The sequence below is a fragment of the Sphingobacterium sp. UBA1897 genome, assembly GCF_002337775.1.
In the GTDB taxonomy this organism is placed as follows: Bacteria; Bacteroidota; Bacteroidia; order Sphingobacteriales; family Sphingobacteriaceae; genus Sphingobacterium; species Sphingobacterium siyangense.
On sequence record NZ_DDGR01000007.1, the window covers coordinates 191,242 to 217,664 of the forward strand.

Below are 26,423 nucleotides of genomic sequence, written 5' to 3' on the forward strand. Positions count from 1 at the left end.
TGGTTATTATATTCCCTTGGTTATTACACGTCCTTTCCTATTGAAAGAACAGATCAAATATAGAATGCAACCGGTTGTATAAGGGGTATGTTTTGTTAACTTTTAGGGGTTATTTTGTTAACTTATGCGGGAATACTCGCGGGCAACACTATCGATAATTCACTTATTTACAAGCTTTTTCGATAAAAAGACGGCAGGTTACCAAATGTAGATTTAAAATATTTGCTGAATTGTTTCGGATTTCCGAATCCTACTTCATAAGCAATTTCAGCCATCGATAATTTCGAATTCTGAACCAGATGCATGGCACGTTTGAGCCGAATATGTCGGATGTATTCCATCGGTGAATAGCCTGTGATGGCAAGCACCTTTTTATAAAGCCCTACGCGGGTGAGGTTCATTCTTTTGGCCAGCAGTTCGACAGAAAGCGAAGAGTCACTGAGATCCTGTTCAATTTCCTTTACAAGCACACGGATAAACTGTTCATCAGCAGATACGATATCGGGCTGCGCTAGATTAACGTTGATCTGTTTTTTATACCGTTTTACTAACGTCTGCTGCTGATGGAGTATCTGCGCCAATTTTGAACGCAGCAGACTGATATTAAAAGGTTTGTTGATATAATCTGTTGCACCGGCCTGTAAGGCCTCCAGTTCGATCTTCTGATTTACTACCGCAGTTACAATCAGCACAGGGATATGGACCAGCTTAGCCTGGGCTTTTATAAAGCGGCAAAAATCCAGTCCGCTCTCTCCAGGCAGGCTGAGATCGGTGATGACAAGATCGACCTGCTGCTTGCTTAGGATCAATTTTGCATCATTAATACTTTGTGCAGCGTGAATTAGGTAGACCGAACTCAGGGTTCGCTCCAAGTAATGAAGGAAGTCAATATCATCTTCCACTAATAAAATAGCGGGTTTATCCTGCTTACTGCTTTCGACGGGATCGGCGCTCGCTACGGCCTTATTTATGGGCAACTGAACATTAAATGTCGTCCAGTGCGCATTGCTGCTCAGCCTGATATTTCCACTCAAGAATTCGACATAGTCTTTGACAATAGAAAGCCCGATGCCTGTACCCTGATTCAGTTTTCCATTTGGCACATCCAGTTGTATGTAACGTTCAAAAACGCGGGCTTGTAAATTTTCGGGAATCGCTATACCCTGATTTTGAACTTCAATACACAGTATCTTTTCTGTTTCTTGTTCAGTGATTTCGGCATTGAATGTCACAATACCGGATACTGGGCTAAATTTGACCGCATTTGACATCAGATTGAAAATAATGCTTTCCAATTTGTTTTTGTCAAACCAGGACAGATATGTGTCTGGAGCGATATTGACCTGCAGCGAGATCTGATTGCTTTGAGCTATCCCGGCAAAGGCATCAAGCTGTTCGCGGATAAATCCCATGAGGTCCCCATATTCTTCGTTCAGTTCAAGTTCACTTTTCTCCAATTTTCTAAAGTCCAGCAGCTGGTTGACCAATTTAAGCAGACGGTCTGCATTCTTCTTGATCAAGTTTAGGTCGGCTTTTTTTTCCGGATGCTGCTCTTCATCCAGCAGCTGCTGTGCTGGAGTTAGAATCAAACTGATCGGAGTCCTGAATTCATGGCTTATATTGGTAAAGAAACGTGTTTTCAACGCATCCAATTCCTTTGCCTGTGCAGCTTGCTCTTGTGCGAGATAGAGTTGATTACGCGTCCTGACACGCAGTTTTGTCAAATAAAAATAAGCCCATAGGACGACTAATATCAAACAGGCATAAAAAAGAAAGGCCATTGTTGAACGCCAAAACGGTGGCTGTATATCGATTGTCAAAAGTAGTACACCATCTGACCAGCTACTTGAATCGATAGCATGCCGAATATACAAGCTGTAGCTGCGCGTGTCCAGATTGGTAAAACTGGCCCGCATGGTTCCCGGTTCAAAATCAAACCATTCATCACTTAGACCAGCAAGCTGATATTGATAGAGTCCATTATGTTGCTGTAGGTAGTCAAAGGTCGAGAACTCCAGCGAAATGGCATTGAGGTTGTACGGAAGCCTCAGTTCCTTAAGATTATTCAGGGCTTGATCGTAAATGACCCGGCCCGAAAATTCTTCACCTACGGCGACCCGCTTATTGAATAAATAGAGATTGGACAAAAGCGGCAAGATCAGTTCACTTTCGCGGCTAATTTTCGCAGGATCAATAAAATTGAACCCCTTTGGCCCACCAAAAACAAGTCTTCCGTCCCGCATTTTTAAAGCAGCGTTTTCATTGAATACATTACCCTGAAGGCCCAATTCCTGCGTAAAATTGCGGATGATAAACTTCTCTGCCTGCCCTGTACCGACAATCGTCGACAGGCCTTTGTTTGTGGAAGCCCAAATATCACCTTGATCATCTATCAAGAGCGCCAGGATTGCATCGTCGCTAAGCCCATCTTGCTGTGTAAGATAGCTTATTTTCGCACCATCGATTACATGCAGTCCCTCTTGTGTCGCTACCCAAATACGACCAGTTTTATCCTCTTTGATATCATAAATTAGATCATTCATGAGTTTCATAGGCGAACTGGATGTATTGATATAAGTAATCTTGTCGTCGGGTGTCAACAATGCCAATCCTGTAGCTGTGCCGATCCAGAGACGTTTTTTTGAATCCTCAAATAAGACAGAGATATAATTGCTGTTGATGGTTTGGCCCTGCCGTGTATATGTTTTCGAAAACTGTTCTGTTTTTTTATCAAACAGGTACAGGCCGGTACTTAGCGTTCCTATCCAAAACCGATGTTGACTATCTTCATAGATCTCCCATACACTATCGTCATTCAATTTCCCGGGGGCCGCGTCACGGTGGAAAACCTTAAAACTTTTGCCGTCAAATCGACACATACCACCTCGATAAGTTCCTATCCATAGCCTGTCTTCCGCATCCAGCAATAAGGAAACAATCACGTTGCTGCTCAAACTATTGGGATCCTGAGGATCATGCAGGTATTGCGTAAAGGTTTTCTGACTGAGATCATAATAGAGCAATCCCCCGCCATTTGTCCCAATCCAGAGATTACCCTTTCGATCCTGTACAAACTTATTGACGTCGTCAAAGGGAAGTGATTTGGGAAGTCCAGGATAGTTCTTGACTAAGGAGAATAATAACAAGTTGGGATGATAATAACTGATGCCGCCTTTGTATGTTCCCGTCCAGATAATACCTGACTTATCCCGATATAAAGCCGTTATGCTATTGTAAGGTAGGCTCCGTAAATCATATTTATCGTTACCGATGATTTGTACACTTTTTGTTTTTTTATCATAAACATTGATCCCACCATGGTCAGTTCCTAGCCAGAGATGCCCTTTATCATCTTGCACGATATTGCCTACAAAAGGATTGGATAGTTCTTTTTGGAGATGTTGAATTGATCCATCTTTCGGATCAAGCCAGTATACACCGATTGGAATATCCTTTGAGAAGATCCATATCGCCCCGTCCTGATCGGCAAATAGATTATAATTTACCAGCTTATTGCTGATCGGCAATAAGCTAGTTTTGGTACTTCGCAGTGATTTCGTATCAATGTGACCCAGCAGGCCATTTTCGTAGATTACCCAGATCGTCTGCCCTTGCCCAGCTATCACATCGGCTATTCGGTTGTTTTTGGTCAACTGCGGTACAGTACGATAGGTTTTCTTTAGGCTATCGTACAAGATCAGCGAACGATCGCTATACAATAGTGCAAAGGTCTGCCCTTCCAGCTGTCTTATCGTATGTACGTCTTTGACGGGCAACTTTAAGCGGGTCAGTATGGAATCAAGCTGCTGGACGATAATGCCTGAATGCTGATCATACACATTCATCCGGTTGCTGGTACGGATCCATACATTTCCTTCTGGTCCCTCAAAGATTGCGGAAATCGAATTTCCACTCAGCCCGGTACGTTTATTGGCGGAATAGCGAAAATTTGTGAATTGCGCCCCATCAAATCGGCTCAGGCCAGATTCGGTACCAAACCAGAGGTAATTGTACTTATCCCTGAGTGCGCAATTGACATGATTATGGACCAGGCCCTGGTCAGAAGTTAAGGTTTTAAACGCATACGTATTGACCTGGCTCCAAACTGGCGATTGACCTAACAAAAGGAGAAGAAAGAGTTGGAGATACGCGTATAAAAAAGACTTAAGCTGCTGCATTGGTTATCATCTCCCCAATGATACAAAAATTGATCAAATACAGCAAATCAAGTTGCTATTAATATAAGCTTTGACATGGTCTTTTGATCGTTTCATCATTATACAACACGCACTATCACCTCTTATCATATTCCCAATATAAAAATGGCATTATTGAGACAGCTATTCTTTATCCGCTAACCAAGTTACCACATTGCGATCACGTTCGTAAGTTAAACCGGAATAATACCATTTTTACAGGGGATTAACAGGGTGTTAGCAAGGGTTTACCCCTGTTATACCCCTGTTAACCCCCTGTTATCCCCTTGTTAAACCCCTGCTAATAGTAGAACTGGTATAAATTAATTAATACGTTTTGTAGGAAAAATTGAAAATCAGTTTTACAATGAAGCGCTTCCAAAAGATTGCTATTAAATAGCCATGAAAATAGCACTATTTAAACAGCCCTATTAGGCAATAGAATTCCTAAAACCAGATGTTTAGATCTGACTAAAAATCCTTTATTCACCACTCGAAATAGCAGTTCAAAATACTGGAAACTTACTGAAATTGCTTAGGCCTGTCTTTTTCTGCTGCTCTTGCGGCAATCTCATCAATGCGTTTTTTGCGGGTATCTGGTCTTTTGGCGAGAACAATCCATTGCAACATCATTTTTTTGACGGATTTACTCAATCCAAGAAAATAATCTTTTGAACCAGCGTAATGTTGAAATGCTTCATCCAAATCCTCGGGAATAATTAATTCTTCCACACTGTCCAAAATTGACCAAGAGCCATTTTCTTGCGCTATTTTTATAACCTCATGCCCCGCTGGAGTCATCAGATTCGCATCGATTAGTTTTTTAACTTTTTCTTTGTTAATTTTAGACCAGGTACTATTGGGTTTTCTTCGGCTAAATAACTGCATGAATGAATAGGCATCAATCGGCCTCCGTGTGCTATCAATCCAGCCAAAACACAATGCTTCATCCACAAGTTCAGTCCAGTTGACCACCGGTAAATTTGATTTTTTAGTATTACAGATCACCCAAATTGATTGTGCTATGTGATGATTGTTCTCAAGCCAAAATCGCCACTCTTCCTTTGTATTCAGGTAAATAGTGATTCTCTCCGCCGAATTCTGTTTGATCATTTATTTAGTTTTTTAGTCCTTACTGGTATGGATAAAATTTGTCTATTGTGAAAATACGTTTTTTTTGAATACTAGTCATCCATGTTTTGCAGAACAACGACCAGCTTGTCCAATTGACAATATCAGCCCGCTGCTCTATTTTCCATTTTCCCTCACTTGCCAAATGATTATTTTGCGTAGGCGCCAAGTCGATAGCGTCGAATAGCGTAAAAAAAACAGCAACAGCCAATAATGGTAATTGAAGTCAAGCTAATCAGGATTTTCTTTATCATACGTATTTATTTTTGCATTTCGTTTCAAATAATAAGTCCTTAAAAAATTACAATCAACACAGAAGTTAAAACCTTTTATTCGTTAAACACCACAATCGCCAATCTACTGTATTACAATAGCTAAAAAATCGATAGTTTATATGTGTTGGCAATCATTTATAATTCGTTAGCGATCCATCAATTTACACAAACGTTTGTGTATTCAATTTACTTGAATCTCTAATTTATTCTCAGTATACTCGTGATAACATTATAATCAATTACCCAGAACAGTGGTTCAAAAAATAGACTAAACAGACAGCAAAGCAACATTATCGGAATACGGACTAATATATTCTTATAGCAACATATTTTAAAACGCTAAAAAAAATGAAACAGATTGGCTTAAAAATCAAACGGCAATGGAAGCTTCTTTCCATATTCGTCATCTGCTCTTTACCCGGCTTATTCAGCATGGCACAATCCAACACACCGGTCCTCCGTATCGGTATCATGGCCGATATGCAATACGCAGACAAAGCAGGCAACGGTAGCCGTTTCTACCACAATTCATTAATGAAGGTCGATACGGCTGTAGACTTCTTCAATCGCAATAAGGTCGATTTTTCATTGATTCTTGGCGATCTTGTCGACGAAGGTCCAAAAGATCTTCCGGTACTGTTAGAACATCTCTCCCCCTTAAAAAAAACGACTTATTGTCTACTTGGAAACCACGACTATGTTAACGTATCCAAACCGGATCTTTTGCACACTGCTTTTGGGATGCCAGCTAAATACTACGCATTTACAAAAGGAAAATGGCGGTTTGTTTTCTTAAATACGAATGCGCTCAGTGAATATGCCACAACGCCCAATTCAGCAGACCAACGTGAATGGAAAACCCTGGTGGATAGCCTACAGACAAGCGGAAGGAAAAATACGCAACCCTGGAATGGCGGAGTTGACCGTAAACAACTCGAATGGTTACAAAACGAACTTGCCCAAGCGCGGAAAAACAAAGAGCATGTGATCGTATTGACACATCATCCTTTATTGCCAGAAAACGGCTATGAAACACTCAATAACCGGGAGGTTCTTGATATACTATACAAATTCCCCGAAGTTAAGTTGGTACTTTCCGGTCATAATCATAAAGGCAATTATGTAATGGCAAATAATATTCCTTTTGTAACCATGGAGGGTATGATCGAAACAGCTACCAGCAACGCCTATGGACTTTTGGAACTCTATCCGAAAGAAATCAAAATCAAAGGCCAGGGTAGACTCAGTTCAAGAGTTTTTAAATTCTCATCCAAATAAGGCTCAATCGGGTGATTAATAAACTCACCATAAATGAGATTTAAATAAAACACCCGCAACGGCTTTAGCTGTTGCGGGTGTTTTTTATTGAATAGGTTTAGACAAAAATACTATTCCATGGTTGGATTAAATGTTCCGCCCCAATCTTTATTCTGCTTGATATTTGGGTTCTTGTCAATGACCGACTGCGCGACGGGAAAGAAATAATAGGTATCGGGTACCAAATTCACTTTGTTTCCTGTACTGGGCACCTGCAAGACGCTATATTTGAACTGATTTTCCTTCAATGTATATGTTTTGGCCAATGCATTGGCATCATCCAGATTCATCTCCGTTCCATTTGAATTTATTGCTATCGCTTCAACTCCATGTTTGGTTGTATTGTTCAGTATATTGAGCTTACGTAACCTTCTTAAATCCCAAAAACGATGTCCCTCAAAACAGAACTCAATATTACGCTCTGCCAAAATGGCCTCGCGCATTTGTTCCTTCGTGGTTGCTGTTATGCCATATTTATTGTCTGCGCCCGGCTCGATTCCCGCTCTTTTCCTAATTTGCGTAACCAGGTCTAAGGCTGTCGCAAAATCTCCTGTTTCATTTGCCGTTTCAGCATAATTCAATAGGACCTCGGCATAGCGCATCAACACAAAGTCGACATCATACTGAGTTTCCACTTCGGTTTGCTTTAATGACAGTTTGGAATTTTTTAAGATAAAAAACCCGCTATATCGATCCAAATTGGACGATGGAGTTTTTGCCTTCGGGTTAATGCCAAAGTCATCTAAAGCCGGAGCAATACCGACAGAAGTGTATTGTCTTTTGCCAGTCTTGCCGGAAACTTCATAGATTTTGGCATTCCACACAATAGACTTGTCAAAACGCGGATCGCGGTTTTCCCAATAGGATTGTAAAAATTGATCTTCTGTCTTATGGTATTTACCCGCTTGATCGGAATATAACTTTCCATCTTTCATTGGAAAAGCTTTTACAAATTCCCAGGATGGAACGGAACCTGCAGGCCCCCTACTTTCAGATCCCGGACGTACACCATTATCCCAATTGGCAACTTTATTTGGATAGGTATTAATCACAGCAAAAACAACCTCCGGCCCCTTTTCTACCAGCGCAATGTTGGAATAATCTGAAGTCAAACTATAGCCATCCGCCTTAAGCTGATCATAAGCTAATTTATTTGCGGTATTGGCCTCCTGCCAATAGGCATTTCCATAAGGATTGGAAGGGTTAAACTGTGGAGAAGCTTTATATAGCAATACCTTTGCTTTAAAAGCGGCTGCAAAATCACCATCAATTTTCCCATAATCTGCTGTTCCTTTTGCAATTGTTTTTGGCAATTGTGAAATTGCTTGATCCAGATCTTTAACGATAAGATCAAAACATTCTTTTGTCGAATTGCGGGGCACATTAAGATCATCATTTTTTAGGTCTTGCGGTACAGTAATATAAGGAACACCGCCGTGGATCCTGACCATGTTAAAATACATAAAGGCACGCATAAACAACGCTTGGCCAATCACCGTTTTTTTAAAATCGTCTTTTAATGAAGTACTTTCATTGACTTTCTGTATGGCCGTATTGATTTTCCGGATGGTTGTATAATCCCATGATTTGTAAGAACCATTGTTGACGGTAACCGCATCCAATGGAAAAGCGATGCCGATTAGTTGTTCCGAATTTCCGTCCGCACCAGAATTCCAGTTACCAAATAGTGGATATAAATTGGCAAGATAGCCGTTCACTAGATTTGGATCAGCCCATACCTTGGCTTCATCCAGCGAATTGAGGTCCTCAATGTCCAATACATTTTTACAGGAGGACATGCACAAAGCCAATGCAATTAAAGGATAATATATTTTTTTCATCTTTTTTTCATTTAAAATTTAACATCAAGTCCAAACGTAAAGGTTTTCATGACTGGATAAGAATCATACAGCTTTTGTTCGGGATCATGAAACTCTTTCATTGGCGAAAAAACAAACAAATTGGTCCCATTAAAAAACAGATTGACATCTTTCACACGCAGTTTCTCCGTCATGCTCTTCGGCAATCGATAAGAAACATTAATGTCACGTAAGCGCAAATAGGCTCCATTTCTTATCCAGAATGACGAAGGGGCTGCACCGGATTCGGCCCATCCAGAGTATCCTGTTGGCCGCGGATATTTGGCGTCGGTATTATCCGGTGTCCAGACATCGGAAGCCCAAATTGGATAATATGGACGGAAGGTATCACCGTGCTGACGCATTCCACCGCCTTCTTGATTACTGATCATGCGATCATAAGCAAGAACTCCCTGAAATAAGGCCGAGACATAAAAGCCCTTCCAGCTCGCATTGAATCCAAACCCATAATTGATGCGCGGAGAATTATTGTCCGACAATAACTGCAAATCGTTATCATCAATTTTCCCATCCGGACCACCTGAGTAATTCGCCCCCTGAATATCTTTATATAAGATCATCCCAGGAAAAGGATCCCTTCCGTAGGTCTTAAATCCTTTTGCTTTCAACGCATCAGCTTCAGCCTGTGTCCTAACCAAACCAAGGGATTCTAAGCCGATAATTCTATTCTCAGGTCGTCCAATTCTGGAGCGAAAATTCTGCGGCTGGCCCGATGCATAAGATGGTTCTTCGTCAATGATGTCCCAACGGTCTTTGGCATACCCCAGATTGGCATTGAGACCATAAGCCACTTCACCAACCTTGTCATTCCAGTTAAAAGAAATCTCGCCGCCTTTATAACTTCTCGCCGCATAGTTTTCAGGAGCAAGTGCACGACCGTAATTGTCAGGGACCTTCAGCGATCTTGGACCAAGAATATTGGTTTCCTTGCGTGAAAACAGATCAAGGCTACCGGTCAGCTTATTATTAACAAATCCAAAATCTAAACCCAAGTTGACACTCTTAGAAGTTGTCCAGGTTAGATTTTGTGTTGGGGTTGCACCATACGCAATACCGTTATAATAGCGGTCACCAAACATATAACCGCCCGAGGTTGTATACTTTTCTAAATAACCAAATTGCCCGATTCGATTGGCATTGACATCCAAATCGTTACCCGTTGTACCATAAGAGGCTCTGAACTTCAAATCCGATATCGTATTTTTTATATCCGTAAAGAAGTTTTCGTCCGACACACGCCAGGCTGCTGATACTGAAGGAAAAAATCCCCACCGCTTATCCGTCGGAAATAATGGTGAACCATCATAACGAAAAGAAAACTCCGCAATATATTTATCCGCATAATTGTAGTTGGCACGCCCGATGATACCACGTCTCGAATCGATCGTTTCATTGGCAGTTGTCGACCTAAAGTTGCGATCTGTAGGATAAATAAACATTTGATCCAGGGCTGTAATTGGATTTTCTGCCCGTGAAGTGACATAAGTCCCTCCTTTTTTGGACTGTTCATAAACCAATATTCCGTCGACGGAATGTTTACCAAACTTGCGGTTATAGTTTAAAAACCAGTTTACCTGATATTCCCACAATCGTTGTGGGCTGTAATCCATGAAAGGCTGGCTCTGACTAAAAGTAAAAATATTAATATTCGCTTCTGATGGCGGAGCTGGTATAAAGCGGTTGTCATTCGGGTTTAAAGAAGTAAAGGTATAGTTCTTTTGAAAACTCATATAACGCTTGCGCATATAGTCTTGAGCAATGTAACTTCCGACAACTTTTGTCGAAAGGCCCTGTACCAATTTATCCAGCTTCAAGTTTAGGGTCATAATAGGATTGACCTGCCGCACTTTACGGTCTATATAGCGATCCCCAATGACCTGATCGATCACATTCCACGCCTGCCAGCTTCCCATAGGCGTCTGTACAGGATAAGCCGTTGGTGTATTGCTCGGTGTTCCGTCTGCATTCAGGTAAAACGGATACATCTTTGGCCAGTTGAATGTGACACGGTAGAAATCGGATACATCAAAATCATCATCATTCGAAGATGTGCTGAATGGCCAAAAAAAGCGCTTCGAATTGGTCTGGTTGGCTGAAATATTAAAATCCATGCTAAAATCTTCGGTAATCTGCGCGGAAATATTGCTCCTTAAATTAAATTTCTCATGATCCAAAGATTTATAAGATCCATTTTCTTTACGGTAGCTCAGCAAGCTATAATAAGTAATTTTGTCGCCACCCCCATTAACCGATATTGATTGTCGATGTGTAAACGGATTGCGCCAGATAACGTCATTAGCATTGTAATTTTTGTCCTTGAAATAATCAAACTCTTTTTGTCCATTGGGGATAGAAAGACCACGAAATTCGGCGACCCGGTTTTGATAAGTGAGTTCATCTTGCGCAGTCGTTAAATTAGCAAGGAGCGCCTGTGTTGGCGTATTGAAAGTATAATTACTTTGTACATTAAAAACAGGTGCTTGCGCCGTTCCTTTTTTTGTCGTTACCACCACTACGCCATTACCGGCCCGGGTGCCATACACTGCGGCTGTTGCAGCATCTTTTAAGAAGGTCATTTGGTCAACCTCGTTCGCTTCAAGCACATCGAATGCAGCTTTATCGCGAACCACGCCATCAATTACATAGAGTGGCTCGGCAAAACTCCCCCGTATACGCAAGCTCGACGATGCTCCGGCCATCCCCGAAGTATTGGTGACATTGACACCTGCAGCTCTACCGGCGAGTGAATTGGAAAGATTTGAACTGGGGATGTTTTTTAACTGTTCTGCATTGACGGTAGCGACCGAACCGGTAATATTCCCTTTCCGCTGCTTACCATAGCCAATGATCACGACTTCTTCAAGTGCTTGATCACTCGATACCATGACCACGTTCACATTACCTGCGGAAACGGCCACCTCCTGTTTTGTAAACCCTTGGTAGTTCACGACCAAAACATCACCGCGCTTTGCGCGAATAGAAAAAACACCTTGTTGATTGGAGGACGTTTGAACGGATGTTCCTTTGACGGTGATGGTAGCACCGGCTAATACCTGACCTTTCTCATCTTTGATGATCCCTGTAACCTGATCCTGATCAACAATAGCATTGATCGGATCCAGATTCAGCGCGTAAGAATCAGGCTGACTAAACAGCAGGCAGAGCCCCAAAAGGCTAATGGGTCTCGCCTTTCCATGAAGAAAAAAATTTCTCATCATAATTACAAATTGGTTTAAAATAATAAAGAACCGTAGGGTTCAACTTTGGTTTATTGACTTTGCATGTCTTTCTTTTTATAAAAAACAGCAAAAGTGGATTAGATTGTCTATTAAATTTAAAAAACAAAATCTTATTAACGAAACTAATATGATTTTTTAATCCAAAATTCACAGAAACGTTACATGCTTAAAACAGGGAATGGAAATGCCGGACACAGCAGTCCCAATCTTCAGGTAGGACACCTAAAAACGGTAGTGAACACAGGGATTTAAAGTGGATTTATATCCCTGTACGAATAATATCTAAGAAATTTTATTTTCAGGCGAGCCGAGTACGATCAATGTAGAGGCTCCGAATGGGACTTAAAAAAAAGAGCCTAAAACTGTAAGCTGGCATTTAGGCAAAATTGCCGTCCATTATAGGTTGGTAATACCACATAACTCTTTTTTGAATTCTGCAATCGACTGTCTACCAGCGGTAGCAACCAATAGGCGATTTTAGTACTTAAGATCCCGACCCCAGCTCCCATAGCGATATCCGAGAACCAGTGCTTATCATTGTGCATCCGCAGATAACCGGTACCCGAGGCAACAGCATACCCCGCTATTCCGTACCAAATTGACTCCTGTCTGTATTCCTGCCAAAGTAATTCCGCACCAACAAATGCAGTGGCAGCATGCCCTGAAGGAAAGGAATTGTTCGCTGAACTATCGGGTCGCCAAACAGGTATAGTAGATTTCATAATTCTCACGGTTGAAGTCATGATAATATTGGAAACCGCCGTTGTGAACAGGCGTTGTTTAAGGTTATGTTTCGCAGGTACCCCGACCGCATCCAGCACAAAAACTCCGGCAGTTCCAGCAAAACGTGTGAAATCGTCCAACTTAATTTTTTGATTGTTCCTTCTCGAAACGCCGTCTCTAATGTCTTCATCTATCCCTTTTAAAAAGGGATTCCCTTTGGCAACGATACCATAGGTGATCAATCCTACAGGAACAGCCAGTTCTTTGTAAGGAATTTTCTTAAAAAAATGAGATCTGCTGCTCGAATCCGAAGGTTGTTCCGACAAGATCTGCGCAAATGAGGTAACCGGCATTACAAAAAGTAAAACCAGTAGCCAATAAAAAACAATCTGTTTCCAGTAATCGATCATTTTAGCCTTAAAAAATTTTATAATGCGCAAAGATAATATTTATAAACTACCTCTTTGACAGTATTAATCCATACAGCACGGCAATATTGGGCATCAATCTCCATTTTATCATTAAACAAAGGAAAAGTAACGAAAGTCCGCTGTTTTAGCTTTTAAATAGACGGCGGACTTTCGCTTCAACATATATAAATGATTAAAATCCTATCGTAACACCATTGGCAATGATAGCATCTTTTTTCACAACAACGATGCCGTCACAGATCATATGCGTATCAAAATCGCCATCATTCAAGCCCGGTCCACCAATGATACGAACGTCATCTCCAATACGGCAGTTCTTATCCAAAATAGCATTTTCAATATAACAACGTTTACCCACGCCTACCGGTGGTGGCTTTTGTGTATTTCCCAATTCCAATACTTCTTCCAATTGCTCATAGTAATCTGTTCCCATCATGTAGGTCGATTTAATAACCGTCCCTTCACCAATACGGGAACGTATCCCAATAACAGACCTCTCCAGTTTATCTCCATTTAAAATACATCCATCGGCAATTACCGTATTATTCAAGGTTGTCCCCGAAATTTTCGAAGGTGGAAGCATCCGCGCACGTGTATACACGGTTTCATTAAACAGGTTGAAATCCGGAATGTCATCCGTTAATCCGATATTGGCATCAAAAAAGGATTTGATGGTTCCGATATCGGTCCAATAACCATCAAATTGATAACTTAACACGCGAAGTGCTTCAATGGCATCCGGTATAATTTCCTTGCCAAAATCCATCCCGGGGTTGGCAATTAAAAGGTTGCGCAAGATGTTTTTTGAGAAAACATAAATCCCCATGGATGCCAGATAATGTCTTCCCTGCTTATGCAAAACCTCGGAGACCTCTGAGGTCCAATTTAATACTTCATCCTTATCGGGCTTTTCAACAAAAGCGGTAATTTCATTTGCTTCATTCGCTTTTAAAATACCAAATCCTGTAGCATCCTTACCATTGACTGGTATAGTCGCAATGGTAACATCCCCCCCATTTTCAACATGGAAGTCAATCAGCTTCGAATAATCCATTTGGTATAACTGATCACCAGACAAGACAAGAATGTAGTCGTAATCTACATTCAGGAGATGTTTCTGCGTTCGCCTAACGGCATCAGCCGTACCCTCAAACCAACGATCGCCCTCATTGGTCTGCTCAGCAGCCAAGATGTCAACAAAGCCCTTACTGAAAATGCTGAAATTGTAAGAATTTTTGATGTGTGTGTTCAAAGAGGCTGAATTGAACTGCGTCAGTACGAAGATCTTATTATAGCCAGAATTCAAACAGTTCGAAATCGGAATATCGACCAAACGATATTTTCCAGCTATTGGAACCGCTGGTTTCGACCGTTGCTGTGTCAATGGGAAAAGGCGCGACCCTCGACCTCCTCCCAATACAAGGGAAACTACTTTGTGTATCATACCTCAATCCATTAATTGGTTATAAAATTGTTATCTTCAAGAACAAGGACCTGATCAGGTTTAGTCTCGAGATTCTTTAAATTCAGGTTTAAGAATCCTTATTAAATTAGCAATTTTCCGGATAAGAAGCAAACAACAATTTTAATCAATGATTCTTTTCACAAAAAAGTAATTCTAGAAAAACGAGCAGAAACATGCTTAATTTTAACCGATTAAAAGGCGATGATGACAAGTCCGTGTCTCCCATAGGTTTAATATCCAAATAGACCACTGAATAAAAAAAGGCAGTAGATATAGCCAACAAGTAATAGGTTAACACCTATTTGCGGATATTTCTTTTGGGTAAATAACCATAGGATCTCAATAAAGGCATAAATGGACAACGGTGCTGCAAGACTGACGGTCATAAAATAGAGTAAATATCCAGCCCCCAAAGCATCATTTTGTTGTTTAAGAATCAAATATGGGACAAGAAGTAGCAGAAAGGCGATACAGACTACAGAAAATCGAATAAAAAAATGTCGTTTTAGTTTTCGATCCCCTTTAAGAGGTTTATACATAAACAGTGTTGAGCCCGATATATAGAGTGATAACAACAAATAACCGATATAGTGATGCGCGCTCTCCAAACCATTCCAATCTTGATTAGCGTAGGCAAGACCAACAATTAGAAATAAAACAATAAATAAAACTACTTTAATATAATTCATCTAAAAACATGAGGGGATTATCCCTACTAGAGTAATTGAACGCTATAAATTTTAATATCGTATGGAATACAAGTGAATTTCAAGATTTCTCTCCAATACGATGTCTTACCAATCAACTTTGACCACGATAGTGCAAATCAACAGTACATGATCGATCCATCGATTTAGGAAATCTATTCAAATTTGAATACCTGCGGCAAAAATAACTATTTAAATAGATAATTATGATCACTTGTAATAATAATGGCATATATTAAATTGTTTGAATCGTTCAAAATTCAAAATTTCTACCAAATCCACCTGTAATTTGTCTTACAATTCAACAACCCAACATGAATGGCGTTAATTTTAGCCACTATTGTTGTGGAGACATTTGTTAAATATAAGCCAAACATAAAGGTATGCGCTATTTTAAAGTAACTCTAGTTTATTCAATAGCCATGGTACTATTGCTATTTTCTAGTCTAGTGAATGCACAGACAAGCAGTAATTTGACATATTTTATCGAAAGTGCCCAGCTCAATAGTCCCCTATTGACAGACTACAACAATCAGATGCTTTCTACACGCATTGATAGCCTAAAATTAAGAGCGACCTATGGATTTATTGTCACCGCTGAAGGCAATGCCAGCTATGCGCCCAATAGCAAAGGCTGGGGCTATGACAATGCACTAACGAACGGCCAATCAATCTTTGCAGGCGTCCGTGTCTCGCGAGAATTTATCAGCCGGAATAATCTCTCGACAAGACTCAAGGCTTACAAAAATAGTATCGCTCAAGTTCTCACACAAAAAGACCTTGCGATTCAAACACTAAATAGACAGATTACAGATCAATACATTGCGACATACATCAGCCAAAAACAGATGGACCTGAGCACTGAAATTATTGCCTTATTATCCAAAGAAGATCTAGTACTACAAAAACTAACGCAAAAAGCAACTTTTAAGCAAACAGACTACCTTTCTTTTAAGGTTACATTACAGCAAAATCAACTTGCACTACAGCAGCAGACTGCGGACTGGCAAAATAACTATGCCCTGCTCAATTATTTGTCGGGAATTATCGATACCAACTTTCATGCGCTTAGCCTTCCTGATCTAGGAGAAATATCCTTTTTTCCTTCGTTTCAAGAAAGTATTTATACAAAATCATTTCAAGCTGACAGTACAAAATTGGCGAATGATGCAATGGTTATTGCATATGACTACAAACCAAAGGTAAATGCCTTTTCCGATGGTGGCTACCAATCATCGCTCACACATACCCCATTTAACAATTTTGGTATGAGTATCGGTCTTTCAGTCTCTTTACCAATTTATAACGGACATCAGAAACAACTCCTATTGCAGCAAAACAACCTTGCTTTACAAACCCGAAAGAAATACCTCGAACAAACGCAGAACCAGTATCAACAAGAAGTTTTCAATTTGCAGAATCAGATACGACATTATGATAACATGTTGGGAATGGCAACTCAGCAAATTGAATATGCGAAGGCTTTAGTTGAGGCTAATGCAAAACAATTGCCCACCGGAGACGTAAAAATGGTCGATTTTATCCTGTCCATCAATAATCTCCTCAACCTAAAAGCAAATATTATCCAATATAACAATGCATTATATACACTTAAAAATCAGATGAAATACCTCATTATCCAATAATTATGAAACATATTCTGGCCCTTTTCATATGTTCTTATTTGCTGTTTTCTTGTCATTCAGGGAAAAGTGAAAATGCGAACATAGCTGATCCGATCATAAAACCGGCAACCGAAGTCAGCATTGCATTTCCTTCCGATACAGCCAAGCTAGCCAATGTGGTCACACTGAATGCAACAGCATCTTATCTATTAAAGTCCGATGTCAAGGCTAACACCAATGGTTATATTACAAAAATTACCATAAAAATGGCCGATCATGTCAATAAAGGAATGTTATTATTCGGTCTGGAGACAAAAGAGGCCCGGGCTCTGGGCAATACAATCAATAAATTGGATCCATCGTTTCATTTTAATGGTAATACCACTGTGGTAAGCCCAGCAACAGGATACGTCGCTATGCTTAATCATCAAATCGGCGACTACGTCCAGGATGGTGAAATCCTGGCTACGATAACCGACGCGAACAGTTTTGGTTTTGTAGTGGACGTTCCCTACGAATATCTTCAAGTCGTGAAAAGAAAAAAGATATTACCGATTACGTTGCCAGACGGCATTGTTTTGCAAGGCTCAATAGCGAAAGTCATGCCAACGGTGGATGCCGTCTCCCAAACAGTAAAAATTTTATTAAAAGTCGCTCCGAATGACATTCCCGAGAATCTTATTGGCACAATTAGTTTCTCAAAGAATCTCGATTATGGTCTTTCGGTTCCCAAGATGGCGGTATTGAGCGACGAAGGACAGACCTCTTTCTGGGTAATGAAACTCATGAATGATTCGACCGCAATAAAGACGACAATCGAAAAAGGTATCGAAACAGATAAATTTATTCAAGTGAAATCAGGTGATTTAACAACAAAAGACCGCGTGTTAATATCCGGAAATTTCGGCCTGGCAGACACCGCTGCAGTTCATATCAGAACAAATGGAAAACGATAAATAATAGGACCCTAGCATCCCTAAAAGCATTTTCTCATGAAAAAATCATTCTTTGTTACTTATAAAATCCCCCTGTTTGTTTGGATACTCCTGATCATTATGGGCGGTATATATGCGTATTCCAAGATTCACGCGGCATTATTCCCGCAGATTACTTTCCCAAAAATAAAGATTATAGCAGATGCTGGGCAACAACCTATTGACCAGATGACTGTAGGCGTAACTAAAATATTGGAAGATGCAATCAAAAAAGTACCTGATTTGCAATTACTCAAAAGTACGACCAGTAGAGGGAGCTGCGAAATATCGGCATTCATGTCCTGGGATATGAATATTGATTTGGCCAAGCAACAAATAGAGAGTAGTATCAACCAGATACGTAATCAATTGCCTAGCGATATTAATATCACTGTAGAGAAAATGAATCCTGCCATTTTACCCGTCATCGGCTATTCATTAAACTCAAATACACTTGATCCAATTGAACTAAAACAACTTGCCCTATACACCATTAAGCCATTTCTTTCCCAGGTGCCCGGGGTCAGTGAAGTGCGGATTATCGGCGGTCAGGACAAAGAATACCGGGTTCTCATGAACCAGCAGATGATGGCGCGATTGGGTATCACGTCCACTAAAATAGAACAAGCCATCAATAGTACAAATTTTATTAAATCCAATGGCTACTCTGCTGATTTCCATTTTTTATACTTGACCTTGACCGATGCACAAATTCGCAATGAAGCGCAATTGCAAAATTTGGTCATCAGCAACGATGGCAACCGTATTGTTAAGCTGGGAGATATTGCTCAAATTATGGTACACCAAGCCAAACAGTACATAAAAGTAAATGCCAATGGACAAGAGAGCATTCTGCTCGCCGTCATCCAACAACCCAACGCCAACGTTGTTGACGTGACAACAGCCATGGAAGCGAAAATCAGTGAACTCCAAAAAACATTACCGAAAGACCTTACCTTAAAACCGTACTATGTTCAGGCAGATTTTGTAAAAGATTCAATAAAAAGCGTAACAGATGCTTTATGGATTGGACTATTATTGGCAATTATTGTAGCCGTTATTTTCTTGCGTTCCTGGAAAGCTAGCCTTGTTATCCTAATTACCATCCCGATAACACTGGCACTGACGATTTTATCGCTTTACGCTATTGGGCAAACGTTTAACATCATGACATTAGGAGCTATTGCAGCAGCTATCGGACTTATAATCGATGATGCCATTGTCGTTGTAGAACAAATACACCGTACACACGAAGAACATCCTGAGGAAACGGCCACAACACTTGTGCAAAAAGCTATAAATTACTTACTAAAAGCCATGATCGGGTCATCGCTTAGCACCATCGTCATATTTCTACCATTTATGTTGATGAGCGGCGTAGCTGGAGCCTACTTCAAGGTCATGACCGACACCATGATCTTGACGCTTATATGTTCCTTTTTTGCAAGTTCAATTTTACTTCCCGTCATTTACCTCTTTTTTTCATCCGAGAAAAAAAGGCAGCACCCGTTTCAGCATCATGATGTCAAAGAACGGAAATGGGTAGGATTTTTTCTGGCCCGCCCCTGGCTAAGTTATTCGTTCATCGTTATTTTAATACTGAGTGCAATGGTTATTTTGCCAAAGATCGACACCGGTTTTCTACCAGAAATGGATGAGGGCAGTATCGTTCTTGATTATAACTCACCTCCAGGATCCTCGCTGGAAGAAACAGACAGGGAGCTGAAACAGGTTGAAAAAATAATAACCTCTACACCGGAAGTAGAAGCTTATAGCCGGAGAACGGGCACACAAATGGGCTTTTTTATTACGGAACCAAATCGAGGCGATTATCTTATTCAGCTAAAAAAACAGCGTAATAAAACAACAAATGAAGTCACCGACGAGATACGAAATCGCATTGAAGCATCAGAGCTGCCTTTGACAGTTGACTTTGGACAGGTGATCGGTGATATGCTTGGTGATCTAATGAGCAGCGTCCAGCCAATAGAAATCAAAATCTTCGGAACTGACCAAAGAACAATACAGGCATACTCAAAAAAAATAGCCAGCATTGTACAAAAGGTTAACGGTACAGCAGATGTATTTGACGGTATTATCATCGCTGGACCTTCAATAATCGTTAATCCCAAATTCCCTGTACTGGCACAATACAACATTTCTCTCGCCGATTTCCAAAGTCAATTACAGACCAACTTAGATGGTAATATTGTGGGCAACATCTTTGATAAGGTGCAATACACGCCAATACGTTTACTTTACAACTCGCGTACAAATCAATCACTCAGTGATATCAACAACAGCATGATCGCCCTCCCCAACGGTATACTGAAGCCACTGAGCGAATTTGCAAATGTTACTACTACTGCAGGATCAGCAGAGATCAATAGGGAAGATCTTCAATCATTAGGTATTGTGACTGCTCGATTAGACAATGGGGATCTAGGCGGAACTATCCAATCAATCCGGCAGCAAATCGACCAACAGATCAAATTGCCAACAGGTTATTCCATTATCTATGGTGGAGCCTATGCCGAACAGCAACAATCTTTTGGCGAGTTATTGACAATTTTGCTCATCTCCTGTTTATTGGTTTTTGCGATCATGCTATTTCTATTTCGGAATTTCTTGCTTGCGCTTACGATCTTATTTATCTCAACATTGGGTATTTCCGGAGGTATTATACTCCTCTACCTTACCAGCACACCCCTCAATGTTGGCAGCTATACTGGTCTTATTATGATGGTCGGGATAATTGGCGAAAATGCTATTTTCACCTATCTACAATTTCAGGAAACTTTAGCAACCAAGACAAAGGCACAGGCAATCATCTATGCCATTAGCACCCGATTACGCCCCAAACTAATGACTGCAATTGGCGCTATCATCGCCTTGATGCCCCTCGCCTTAGGCATCGGCACAGGGGCTCAGATGCATCAGCCTCTAGCAATCGCAGTTATTGGGGGATTTATCGTTGCTTTACCCCTGTTACTCATTGTTTTTCCGACTTTACTCAATAAAATCAACTTCCGAGCGGGTAGCTAAAAGCAATTTTCAGCAAAGAGAAGCACCCTATTGACCTAATATTTATGTAAATTGCTAAAGCATATAGAACAAAACAGCTATGAATTCTTCATTATTGGATGAAAATTATTGGGATGAACGTTATAAGAACAAAGCAACAGGCTGGGATATTGGCTATGCCTCTCCTGCTATTATCAATTATGCAGCGGAGTCTATTGCCAAAGATGCATCTATTCTAATTCCCGGTTGTGGAAATGCCTATGAAGCAAAGACTCTACTTGACATGGGGTTCCATCAAATTACCTTACTTGACATCGCTCCGACCCTCGTTGCAAAGGTAAGAAAGGAGTTCGCCAATAGCCCTCAGATCCAAATTGTATGTCAAGATTTTTTCCAGCTCCAGGGCCAGTACGACTATATAATTGAGCAAACATTTTTTTGTGCACTGGATCCTTCATTACGCCCCAGCTACGTACAACAAATGAATACTTTGCTCAAGCAGCAGGGTATTCTGATGGGTTTATTGTTCAAACGGGAATTTGCACAACAGGGACCACCTTTCGGTGGAGATCAAACGGAATATCAACAATTATTCGCTTCGCAATTTGACATTTTACAGCTGACAGATTCAACCAACAGTATTCCCCAAAGACAGGGAAATGAACTCTTTTTTGAGCTGCGCAAAAAATAGTCTACTTGCCCGGCATGACCCGATAGGTTGGATCTTCCATGATATTGACCTTCACAATGCCCGCAGCATTTTTTAACAAAGAGCGACAATCTTCACTGAGGTGCCACAATTCGATTTTTTTCCCTTGTGCAGCGTAGCGTTCGGTAATTTTGTTGAGTGCATCCACGGCGGACATATCCACCACACGACTTTCCTTAAAATCTAAAATCACACGCTCAGGATCTTCTAAAACATCAAATTTATCCAAAAAATTAGCTGTCGAACCAAAGAAAAGAGGTCCATAGATTTCATAATGCTTGATGCCCTCGGCATCCAAATATTTTCTTGCACGAATGCGCGTCGCATTATCCCAGGCAAATACAAGTGCGGATACCACTACACCAATCAGCACTGCAAGCGCCAAATTATGTAAAACCACGGTAATTCCGGCGACAATAATCCCAACGAAAATATCTGATTTGGGAAATTTATTGACAATCCGCAAGCTCACCCATTGGAAGGTTCCAATGGCCACCATCATCATCACACCGACCAGCGCGGCCATGGGTATCTGCTCAATAAAAGGAGCACCTACCAAAATAATCACTAAGATGGTCATCGCTCCTATAAAAGAAGAAAGTCGCGTGCGTGCACCAGCATTTAAATTGACCAGTGTTTGAGCAACCATGGCACAGCCACCCATTCCCCCAAAAAATCCATTGATTGTATTGGCTATCCCCTGCGCCATGGATTCGCGGTTTGCATTTCCCTTACTCGCCGTTATTTCGTCCACCATGTTCAGTGTCAGGAGCGATTCCACCAACCCTACTCCAGCCATCACCAAAGAATACGGAAAAATCAGTTGCAATGTTTCCCAGCTCAGGGGTACATTAGGTAAATGTAGATGGGGTAATGTCCCACTAACAGAGGCAATATCTACTACTTTTTTGGTATCAATACCTAAAAAAGAAACCAGACCAAATACAACTAAAATAGCGACTAAAGAGGCTGGAACAGCCTTCGTTATCCGAGGAAATCCAATCACAATCAACATCGTCAGCAGAGTCAGTCCCCCCATGATGTATAAGGTACTTCCCGACATCCATTCCGCCCCCTGTTCGGTATTCACCTTAAATTGGACTACTTGAGCCATAAAAATGATAATGGCCAGTCCGTTCAAAAAACCGTACATAACGGGCTGCGGAATTAAGCGTACAAATTTCCCCCATTTAAAAAGCCCGACTAAAAATTGCAGGAGCCCCGCCAAGACGACAGCAGCAAACAGGTAATCAATCCCGTGACTTGCCGCCAGGGCCATCAATACAACCACTGTTGCGCCAGCACCTCCGGATACCATCCCTGGTCTACCGCCCAAAATGGAGGTCACCAAACCCATTAAAAATGCTGCATAAAGTCCCGTCAACGGTGGTAGCCCAGCTAAAATTGCAAATGAGAGTGATTCCGGAATCATTGTCATTGCGACCGTTAATCCTGCAAACAACTCATTCTTAAGATTAGTCGATTTTATATTGAATATTTCAAAGGTATTGTTCATTTTTAATTTACTTGAACGGGATAATTGCCGCAAAGGTACTAATCACACAAACACTTTTCCCCAATATTTGTTATTCTTTACAAATTTTATCGCAAAACAGTATGTTCATTTCGATCAAACAACGCATTAACCAACGTTATTATAGTCTCTTAATATGTATCATTTTGTTGCTTGTCCAGCTCGTGAGTATAGGGCCTAGTAAGGCTGCATTCCTACCAGCTAGAGATTCCTTAATGACTTCAGATAGCCTATTTCGAGCGAAACCTGTCGAAAAATATCCCATGTACCACGATAAGCAACCACGACTTTGGAACAATCATCTTATCAACGTAAAACAAACAGACAGTCTATTCGACTACCAAAAAAAGAATTTCTTAAGGGCGGGAATTGAGTGGTTTTCCATCCAAGCTATTCCTGCTTCGGTTAATTACTTCATTCGAAAAGATCCTGTTTCCCATATTTCCTTTAAAAACTTCTTTAGCCATTTAAAACTGTCAGCCTGGACCTGGGACGACAATCTTTTTGCAACAAATCAAATAGCACATCCTTATCACGGTCAGTTTTATTTTAATTCGTTCCGATCCAACAACTACAGTTTTCTACAATCGACAGCAGCAACTGTAGCTGGTAGCTATATCTGGGAAACTGCAGGTGAAACAGAACCACCATCCATCAATGATATCATCAACACAAGTTTTGGCGGTACTATTTTAGGTGAAATGACCCATAGACTATCGCATCATATTCTTTCGCGCCCAAGTCTGACCAAAGGACAACGCAATAAAAAAGAACTATTGGCCATGTTGATCAATCCGATAAACGGGCTCAACCGTCTGCTCGACGGGCGCTGGGGAGATAAGGTAAAAGGTGCGGTGGTCGACAGTTCTTTAGTACACACTGAAGTTGAATTGGGGCTAAGACGGTTTGATGCCAAAGAACATGACATCTTGAATAAAGGAAAGAATGACATCTATGCCCGTATCAAACTGATTTACACCAACGATGATCTAGACAAAAAGAAACCCTTTGATGACTTCTTCCTCAATTTGGAACTTGGATCAGATGATAGTTCCATCGTCAATGCGGTCAATGTGTATGCCTCGTTATACGGTAACCGTATTTTATCCAATTTAACAGGACGTCATCGTGGTATCGTGTCTGCGCATTTCGACTTTCTACGCAATGAAGCTTTTTATTACGGATCACAGAGCATCAATTACAATGTTTTTTCAAACTTCAATATTGGTAGCCGTACCAAGCTGACAACCATCCTTGGTGGTGGTCCAGTGGTATTGGCTGCTGTACCTGATCCTTATCTCCATTTTGGTGAAAGCCGCACGTACGATTATGGCCCCGGGGCAGATGTTAGGGCTTCAGCCACATTGAGCACATTAAACCGCTTTAAATTTGGTGTAGATTATCGTGGCGGATATTTTGTCACAATCAGTGGCAACAAATCCCACCATTTTCTACACGCGGTATCCACGAGTGCTTCAATGCGTATCTGGAAAAATTTCGGTGTCAACCTTTACTCCGGTTATTTTAGATTGGAAGGTCATTATCAAGACCATAACAATGTCAACAAAGACTATCCTTTTGTACGGATAGCACTAGCCTACAACTCTGAATACTAGCTATAAAAAAAGGCTTAACTAAATGAGTTAAGCCTTTTTGATTAATTTGTCCAATATTTCTTTAACGCTTCCTTCAAACGCGGATCATAACCATATATATCCGGATACGTAACAATTTTCCCTTCGTCATCCAACCAGGTTGTATAGTAGGTGATATAAACTGGCATCTGCCGTTTAAGTGTTACCCAACGTGATTTTGAGATCGAATCTGTGGTAATTTCTTTTGCAATTTTTTCGGCCTGTTTTTCATTATTGACAAGGTATGACGCCAAATCAACGGGTTTTTCAACACGCACACAACCATGGCTCACGGCGCGATTGCTCTGCCCAAACATTTGTTTTGCAGGCGTATCATGCAGATAAATGGAATAGGGGTTCTCAAACAAAAACTTCACATTCCCCAATGAATTATCCGAACCAGGATTTTGTTTAAAACGAAAATTCTCCACAGAATCCGAATTCCAGTTGACCGTTGCAGGGTCCACTTGTTTACCTTTGTAATAGGCTACCATATTACGCGAGGCCAGATAGTTTGGATTATTTCGAACGCTTGACAATAACTCTTTCTTGACAATACTGCTTGGAATATTCCATACAGGATTTACTTGCATGGCATCCAACACCCCTTGCATGACAGGTGTCTCGTGGTTCTCACCTTTTCGCGTATAAGCCGGATTATCAGTTTCACCTACACACACATTCATCAGTTGACTTGTCTTCCCTTCTTCCATAATATGTAACCGTTGTTCAGGTATGTTCACAAATACATATTTCTCCGGAAAAGCATCTCCCATCCAGCGCAATTTTTCCAATACCATTAACACCTGGCTACGTTGTGCACTGTTTAGGTTGCCATTTTCCAATAAATCCTGAAACCTGGTGTAATACTGATTTTTAGGTTGGATATCGGTCAACACAGTTCCAATTTTTACACTATCCAGCATTTGTACAACTTTACCATAGCTCATACGCTTTTGAGGAACGAAATATCTTCCATAAAGGCGTTTGGGGTTGACCACACCATATTTTATGCTGCTGATATAAGCCACGAGCCCATCAGTACTCAATAAGTCAAGTTTGGCCAATAATGGATAAACTTCAGCAACATCTTTGCTTTTCAGTTTTCGAAGCGAAGATAATGTTTCCTTAATCGCAGTTGTATGGAAATAACTAGCTCGAATACCATGTGCATCACTACGCTCAAAGTAAGTTAACATGGTGTCTATACTACCATCAAAAAGGTGTTCGGCAATTAAAGTCATCCCTTCAGTAGAATCCGATAATTCCTTCATCCAGCTTGGATTAACCAATTGAGATTTTTCCTTGCCATATACTTCATGGAAGACTTTTACATACGCTACTGTGTCAAAATCCTTATAGGACTTATTTTCAAGCTCTTTCGCCAATACATCGCCATAAGTCGGAGGATTATCCTTACAAGAAAAAAATACTACTGAAACAAATGAAATAAAAACTAAAAATCGTAACATATTACAAATCGTGAAAAAGAAATGGCTTCGCAATAATGAAGCCATTTTCTGAGGACAAAGATAAATAATTCTTATTGTCTAAAGAAT

At 40.7% G+C, this 26,423-nt stretch carries 15 protein-coding genes; 6 read left to right on the top strand and 9 right to left on the bottom strand.

The window, feature by feature from the left end; translation table 11 throughout:
* Nucleotides 1–167 precede the first annotated feature (167 nt).
* Together B4N43_RS06210 and B4N43_RS06215 are read right to left on the bottom strand one after the other, a co-directional pair.
* A complete protein-coding gene (locus B4N43_RS06210) occupies nt 168–4,178 on the bottom strand; it encodes a hybrid sensor histidine kinase/response regulator transcription factor (RefSeq protein WP_286733556.1) in 4,011 nt (1,336 codons plus the stop codon).
* A gap of 540 nt (nt 4,179–4,718) precedes the next feature.
* Nucleotides 4,719–5,309: a YdeI/OmpD-associated family protein gene (locus B4N43_RS06215; RefSeq protein WP_286733557.1), complete on the bottom strand. Its 591-nt coding sequence runs from the start codon at nt 5,307–5,309 to the stop codon at nt 4,719–4,721.
* Between the two features lie 641 nt (nt 5,310–5,950).
* Here B4N43_RS06215 and B4N43_RS06220 point away from each other — a divergent pair.
* Nucleotides 5,951–6,880: a metallophosphoesterase gene (locus tag B4N43_RS06220; RefSeq protein ID WP_286733558.1), complete on the top strand. Its 930-nt coding sequence runs from the start codon at nt 5,951–5,953 to the stop codon at nt 6,878–6,880.
* A gap of 110 nt (nt 6,881–6,990) precedes the next feature.
* On the opposite strand, the gene B4N43_RS06225 is transcribed toward B4N43_RS06220, so the two are convergent.
* The 5 genes from B4N43_RS06225 to B4N43_RS06245 all read right to left on the bottom strand — a co-directional run bounded on the left by B4N43_RS06225 (nt 6,991) and on the right by B4N43_RS06245 (nt 15,346).
* Nucleotides 6,991–8,760 carry a RagB/SusD family nutrient uptake outer membrane protein gene (locus B4N43_RS06225; RefSeq protein WP_286733559.1) on the bottom strand — a complete coding sequence of 590 codons (1,770 nt, stop codon included), beginning with the start codon at nt 8,758–8,760 and terminating at the stop codon, nt 6,991–6,993.
* Nucleotides 8,761–8,771: 11 nt separating this feature from the next.
* Nucleotides 8,772–12,017 carry a SusC/RagA family TonB-linked outer membrane protein gene (locus B4N43_RS06230; RefSeq protein WP_286733562.1) on the bottom strand — a complete coding sequence of 1,082 codons (3,246 nt, stop codon included), beginning with the start codon at nt 12,015–12,017 and terminating at the stop codon, nt 8,772–8,774.
* A 377-nt stretch (nt 12,018–12,394) separates the two neighbouring features.
* On the bottom strand, nt 12,395–13,201 hold the full coding sequence (locus B4N43_RS06235; protein ID WP_286733563.1) for a phosphatase PAP2 family protein: 807 nt from the start codon (nt 13,199–13,201) through the stop codon (nt 12,395–12,397).
* A 163-nt stretch (nt 13,202–13,364) separates the two neighbouring features.
* Complete coding sequence (locus B4N43_RS06240; protein ID WP_145327434.1) at nt 13,365–14,636, bottom strand: glucose-1-phosphate adenylyltransferase; 1,272 nt, start codon at nt 14,634–14,636, stop codon at nt 13,365–13,367.
* A 251-nt stretch (nt 14,637–14,887) separates the two neighbouring features.
* Nucleotides 14,888–15,346, bottom strand: a complete 459-nt coding sequence (locus B4N43_RS06245; protein WP_075992038.1) for a hypothetical protein — start codon at nt 15,344–15,346, stop codon at nt 14,888–14,890.
* A gap of 401 nt (nt 15,347–15,747) precedes the next feature.
* Between B4N43_RS06245 and B4N43_RS06250 the strand changes: the two genes are divergently transcribed.
* The 4 genes from B4N43_RS06250 to B4N43_RS06265 all read left to right on the top strand — a co-directional run bounded on the left by B4N43_RS06250 (nt 15,748) and on the right by B4N43_RS06265 (nt 21,678).
* Nucleotides 15,748–17,010: a TolC family protein gene (locus B4N43_RS06250; RefSeq protein WP_286733565.1), complete on the top strand. Its 1,263-nt coding sequence runs from the start codon at nt 15,748–15,750 to the stop codon at nt 17,008–17,010.
* Between the two features lie 2 nt (nt 17,011–17,012).
* A complete protein-coding gene (locus B4N43_RS06255) occupies nt 17,013–17,945 on the top strand; it encodes an efflux RND transporter periplasmic adaptor subunit (protein ID WP_286733567.1) in 933 nt (310 codons plus the stop codon).
* Nucleotides 17,946–17,981: 36 nt separating this feature from the next.
* Entirely contained in the window at nt 17,982–21,008 is a 3,027-nt protein-coding gene (locus tag B4N43_RS06260) for an efflux RND transporter permease subunit (RefSeq protein WP_286733570.1), read from the top strand.
* Nucleotides 21,009–21,087: 79 nt separating this feature from the next.
* Nucleotides 21,088–21,678: a methyltransferase domain-containing protein gene (locus B4N43_RS06265; protein ID WP_286733572.1), complete on the top strand. Its 591-nt coding sequence runs from the start codon at nt 21,088–21,090 to the stop codon at nt 21,676–21,678.
* A gap of 1 nt (nt 21,679) precedes the next feature.
* Here B4N43_RS06265 and B4N43_RS06270 read toward each other — a convergent pair whose 3' ends face one another.
* On the bottom strand, nt 21,680–23,212 hold the full coding sequence (locus B4N43_RS06270) for a SulP family inorganic anion transporter (protein ID WP_286733574.1): 1,533 nt from the start codon (nt 23,210–23,212) through the stop codon (nt 21,680–21,682).
* A gap of 101 nt (nt 23,213–23,313) precedes the next feature.
* Between B4N43_RS06270 and B4N43_RS06275 the strand changes: the two genes are divergently transcribed.
* The gene (locus B4N43_RS06275) at nt 23,314–24,846 is read left to right on the top strand and encodes a DUF3943 domain-containing protein (protein ID WP_286733576.1); all 1,533 of its coding nucleotides are present in this window, start codon (nt 23,314–23,316) and stop codon (nt 24,844–24,846) included.
* 41 nt (nt 24,847–24,887) lie between these two features.
* On the opposite strand, the gene B4N43_RS06280 is transcribed toward B4N43_RS06275, so the two are convergent.
* Nucleotides 24,888–26,336, bottom strand: a complete 1,449-nt coding sequence (locus B4N43_RS06280) for a L,D-transpeptidase family protein (protein ID WP_286733578.1) — start codon at nt 26,334–26,336, stop codon at nt 24,888–24,890.
* Between the last annotated feature and the right edge of the window lie 87 nt (nt 26,337–26,423).

Bases quoted from the DNA above. Each gene is read 5' to 3' on its own strand.
- B4N43_RS06275 (WP_286733576.1), top strand. From the start codon at position 23,314: ATGTTCATTTCGATCAAACAACGCATTAACCAACGTTATTATAGTCTC.
- B4N43_RS06210 (WP_286733556.1), bottom strand. From the start codon at position 4,178: ATGCAGCAGCTTAAGTCTTTTTTATACGCGTATCTCCAACTCTTTCTT.
- B4N43_RS06255 (WP_286733567.1), top strand. From the start codon at position 17,013: ATGAAACATATTCTGGCCCTTTTCATATGTTCTTATTTGCTGTTTTCT.
- B4N43_RS06230 (WP_286733562.1), bottom strand. From the start codon at position 12,017: ATGATGAGAAATTTTTTTCTTCATGGAAAGGCGAGACCCATTAGCCTT.
- B4N43_RS06245 (WP_075992038.1), bottom strand. From the start codon at position 15,346: ATGAATTATATTAAAGTAGTTTTATTTATTGTTTTATTTCTAATTGTT.
- B4N43_RS06240 (WP_145327434.1), bottom strand. From the start codon at position 14,636: ATGATACACAAAGTAGTTTCCCTTGTATTGGGAGGAGGTCGAGGGTCG.
- B4N43_RS06270 (WP_286733574.1), bottom strand. From the start codon at position 23,212: ATGAACAATACCTTTGAAATATTCAATATAAAATCGACTAATCTTAAG.
- B4N43_RS06280 (WP_286733578.1), bottom strand. From the start codon at position 26,336: ATGTTACGATTTTTAGTTTTTATTTCATTTGTTTCAGTAGTATTTTTT.
- B4N43_RS06215 (WP_286733557.1), bottom strand. From the start codon at position 5,309: ATGATCAAACAGAATTCGGCGGAGAGAATCACTATTTACCTGAATACA.
- B4N43_RS06250 (WP_286733565.1), top strand. From the start codon at position 15,748: ATGCGCTATTTTAAAGTAACTCTAGTTTATTCAATAGCCATGGTACTA.
- B4N43_RS06225 (WP_286733559.1), bottom strand. From the start codon at position 8,760: ATGAAAAAAATATATTATCCTTTAATTGCATTGGCTTTGTGCATGTCC.
- B4N43_RS06260 (WP_286733570.1), top strand. From the start codon at position 17,982: ATGAAAAAATCATTCTTTGTTACTTATAAAATCCCCCTGTTTGTTTGG.
- B4N43_RS06265 (WP_286733572.1), top strand. From the start codon at position 21,088: ATGAATTCTTCATTATTGGATGAAAATTATTGGGATGAACGTTATAAG.
- B4N43_RS06220 (WP_286733558.1), top strand. From the start codon at position 5,951: ATGAAACAGATTGGCTTAAAAATCAAACGGCAATGGAAGCTTCTTTCC.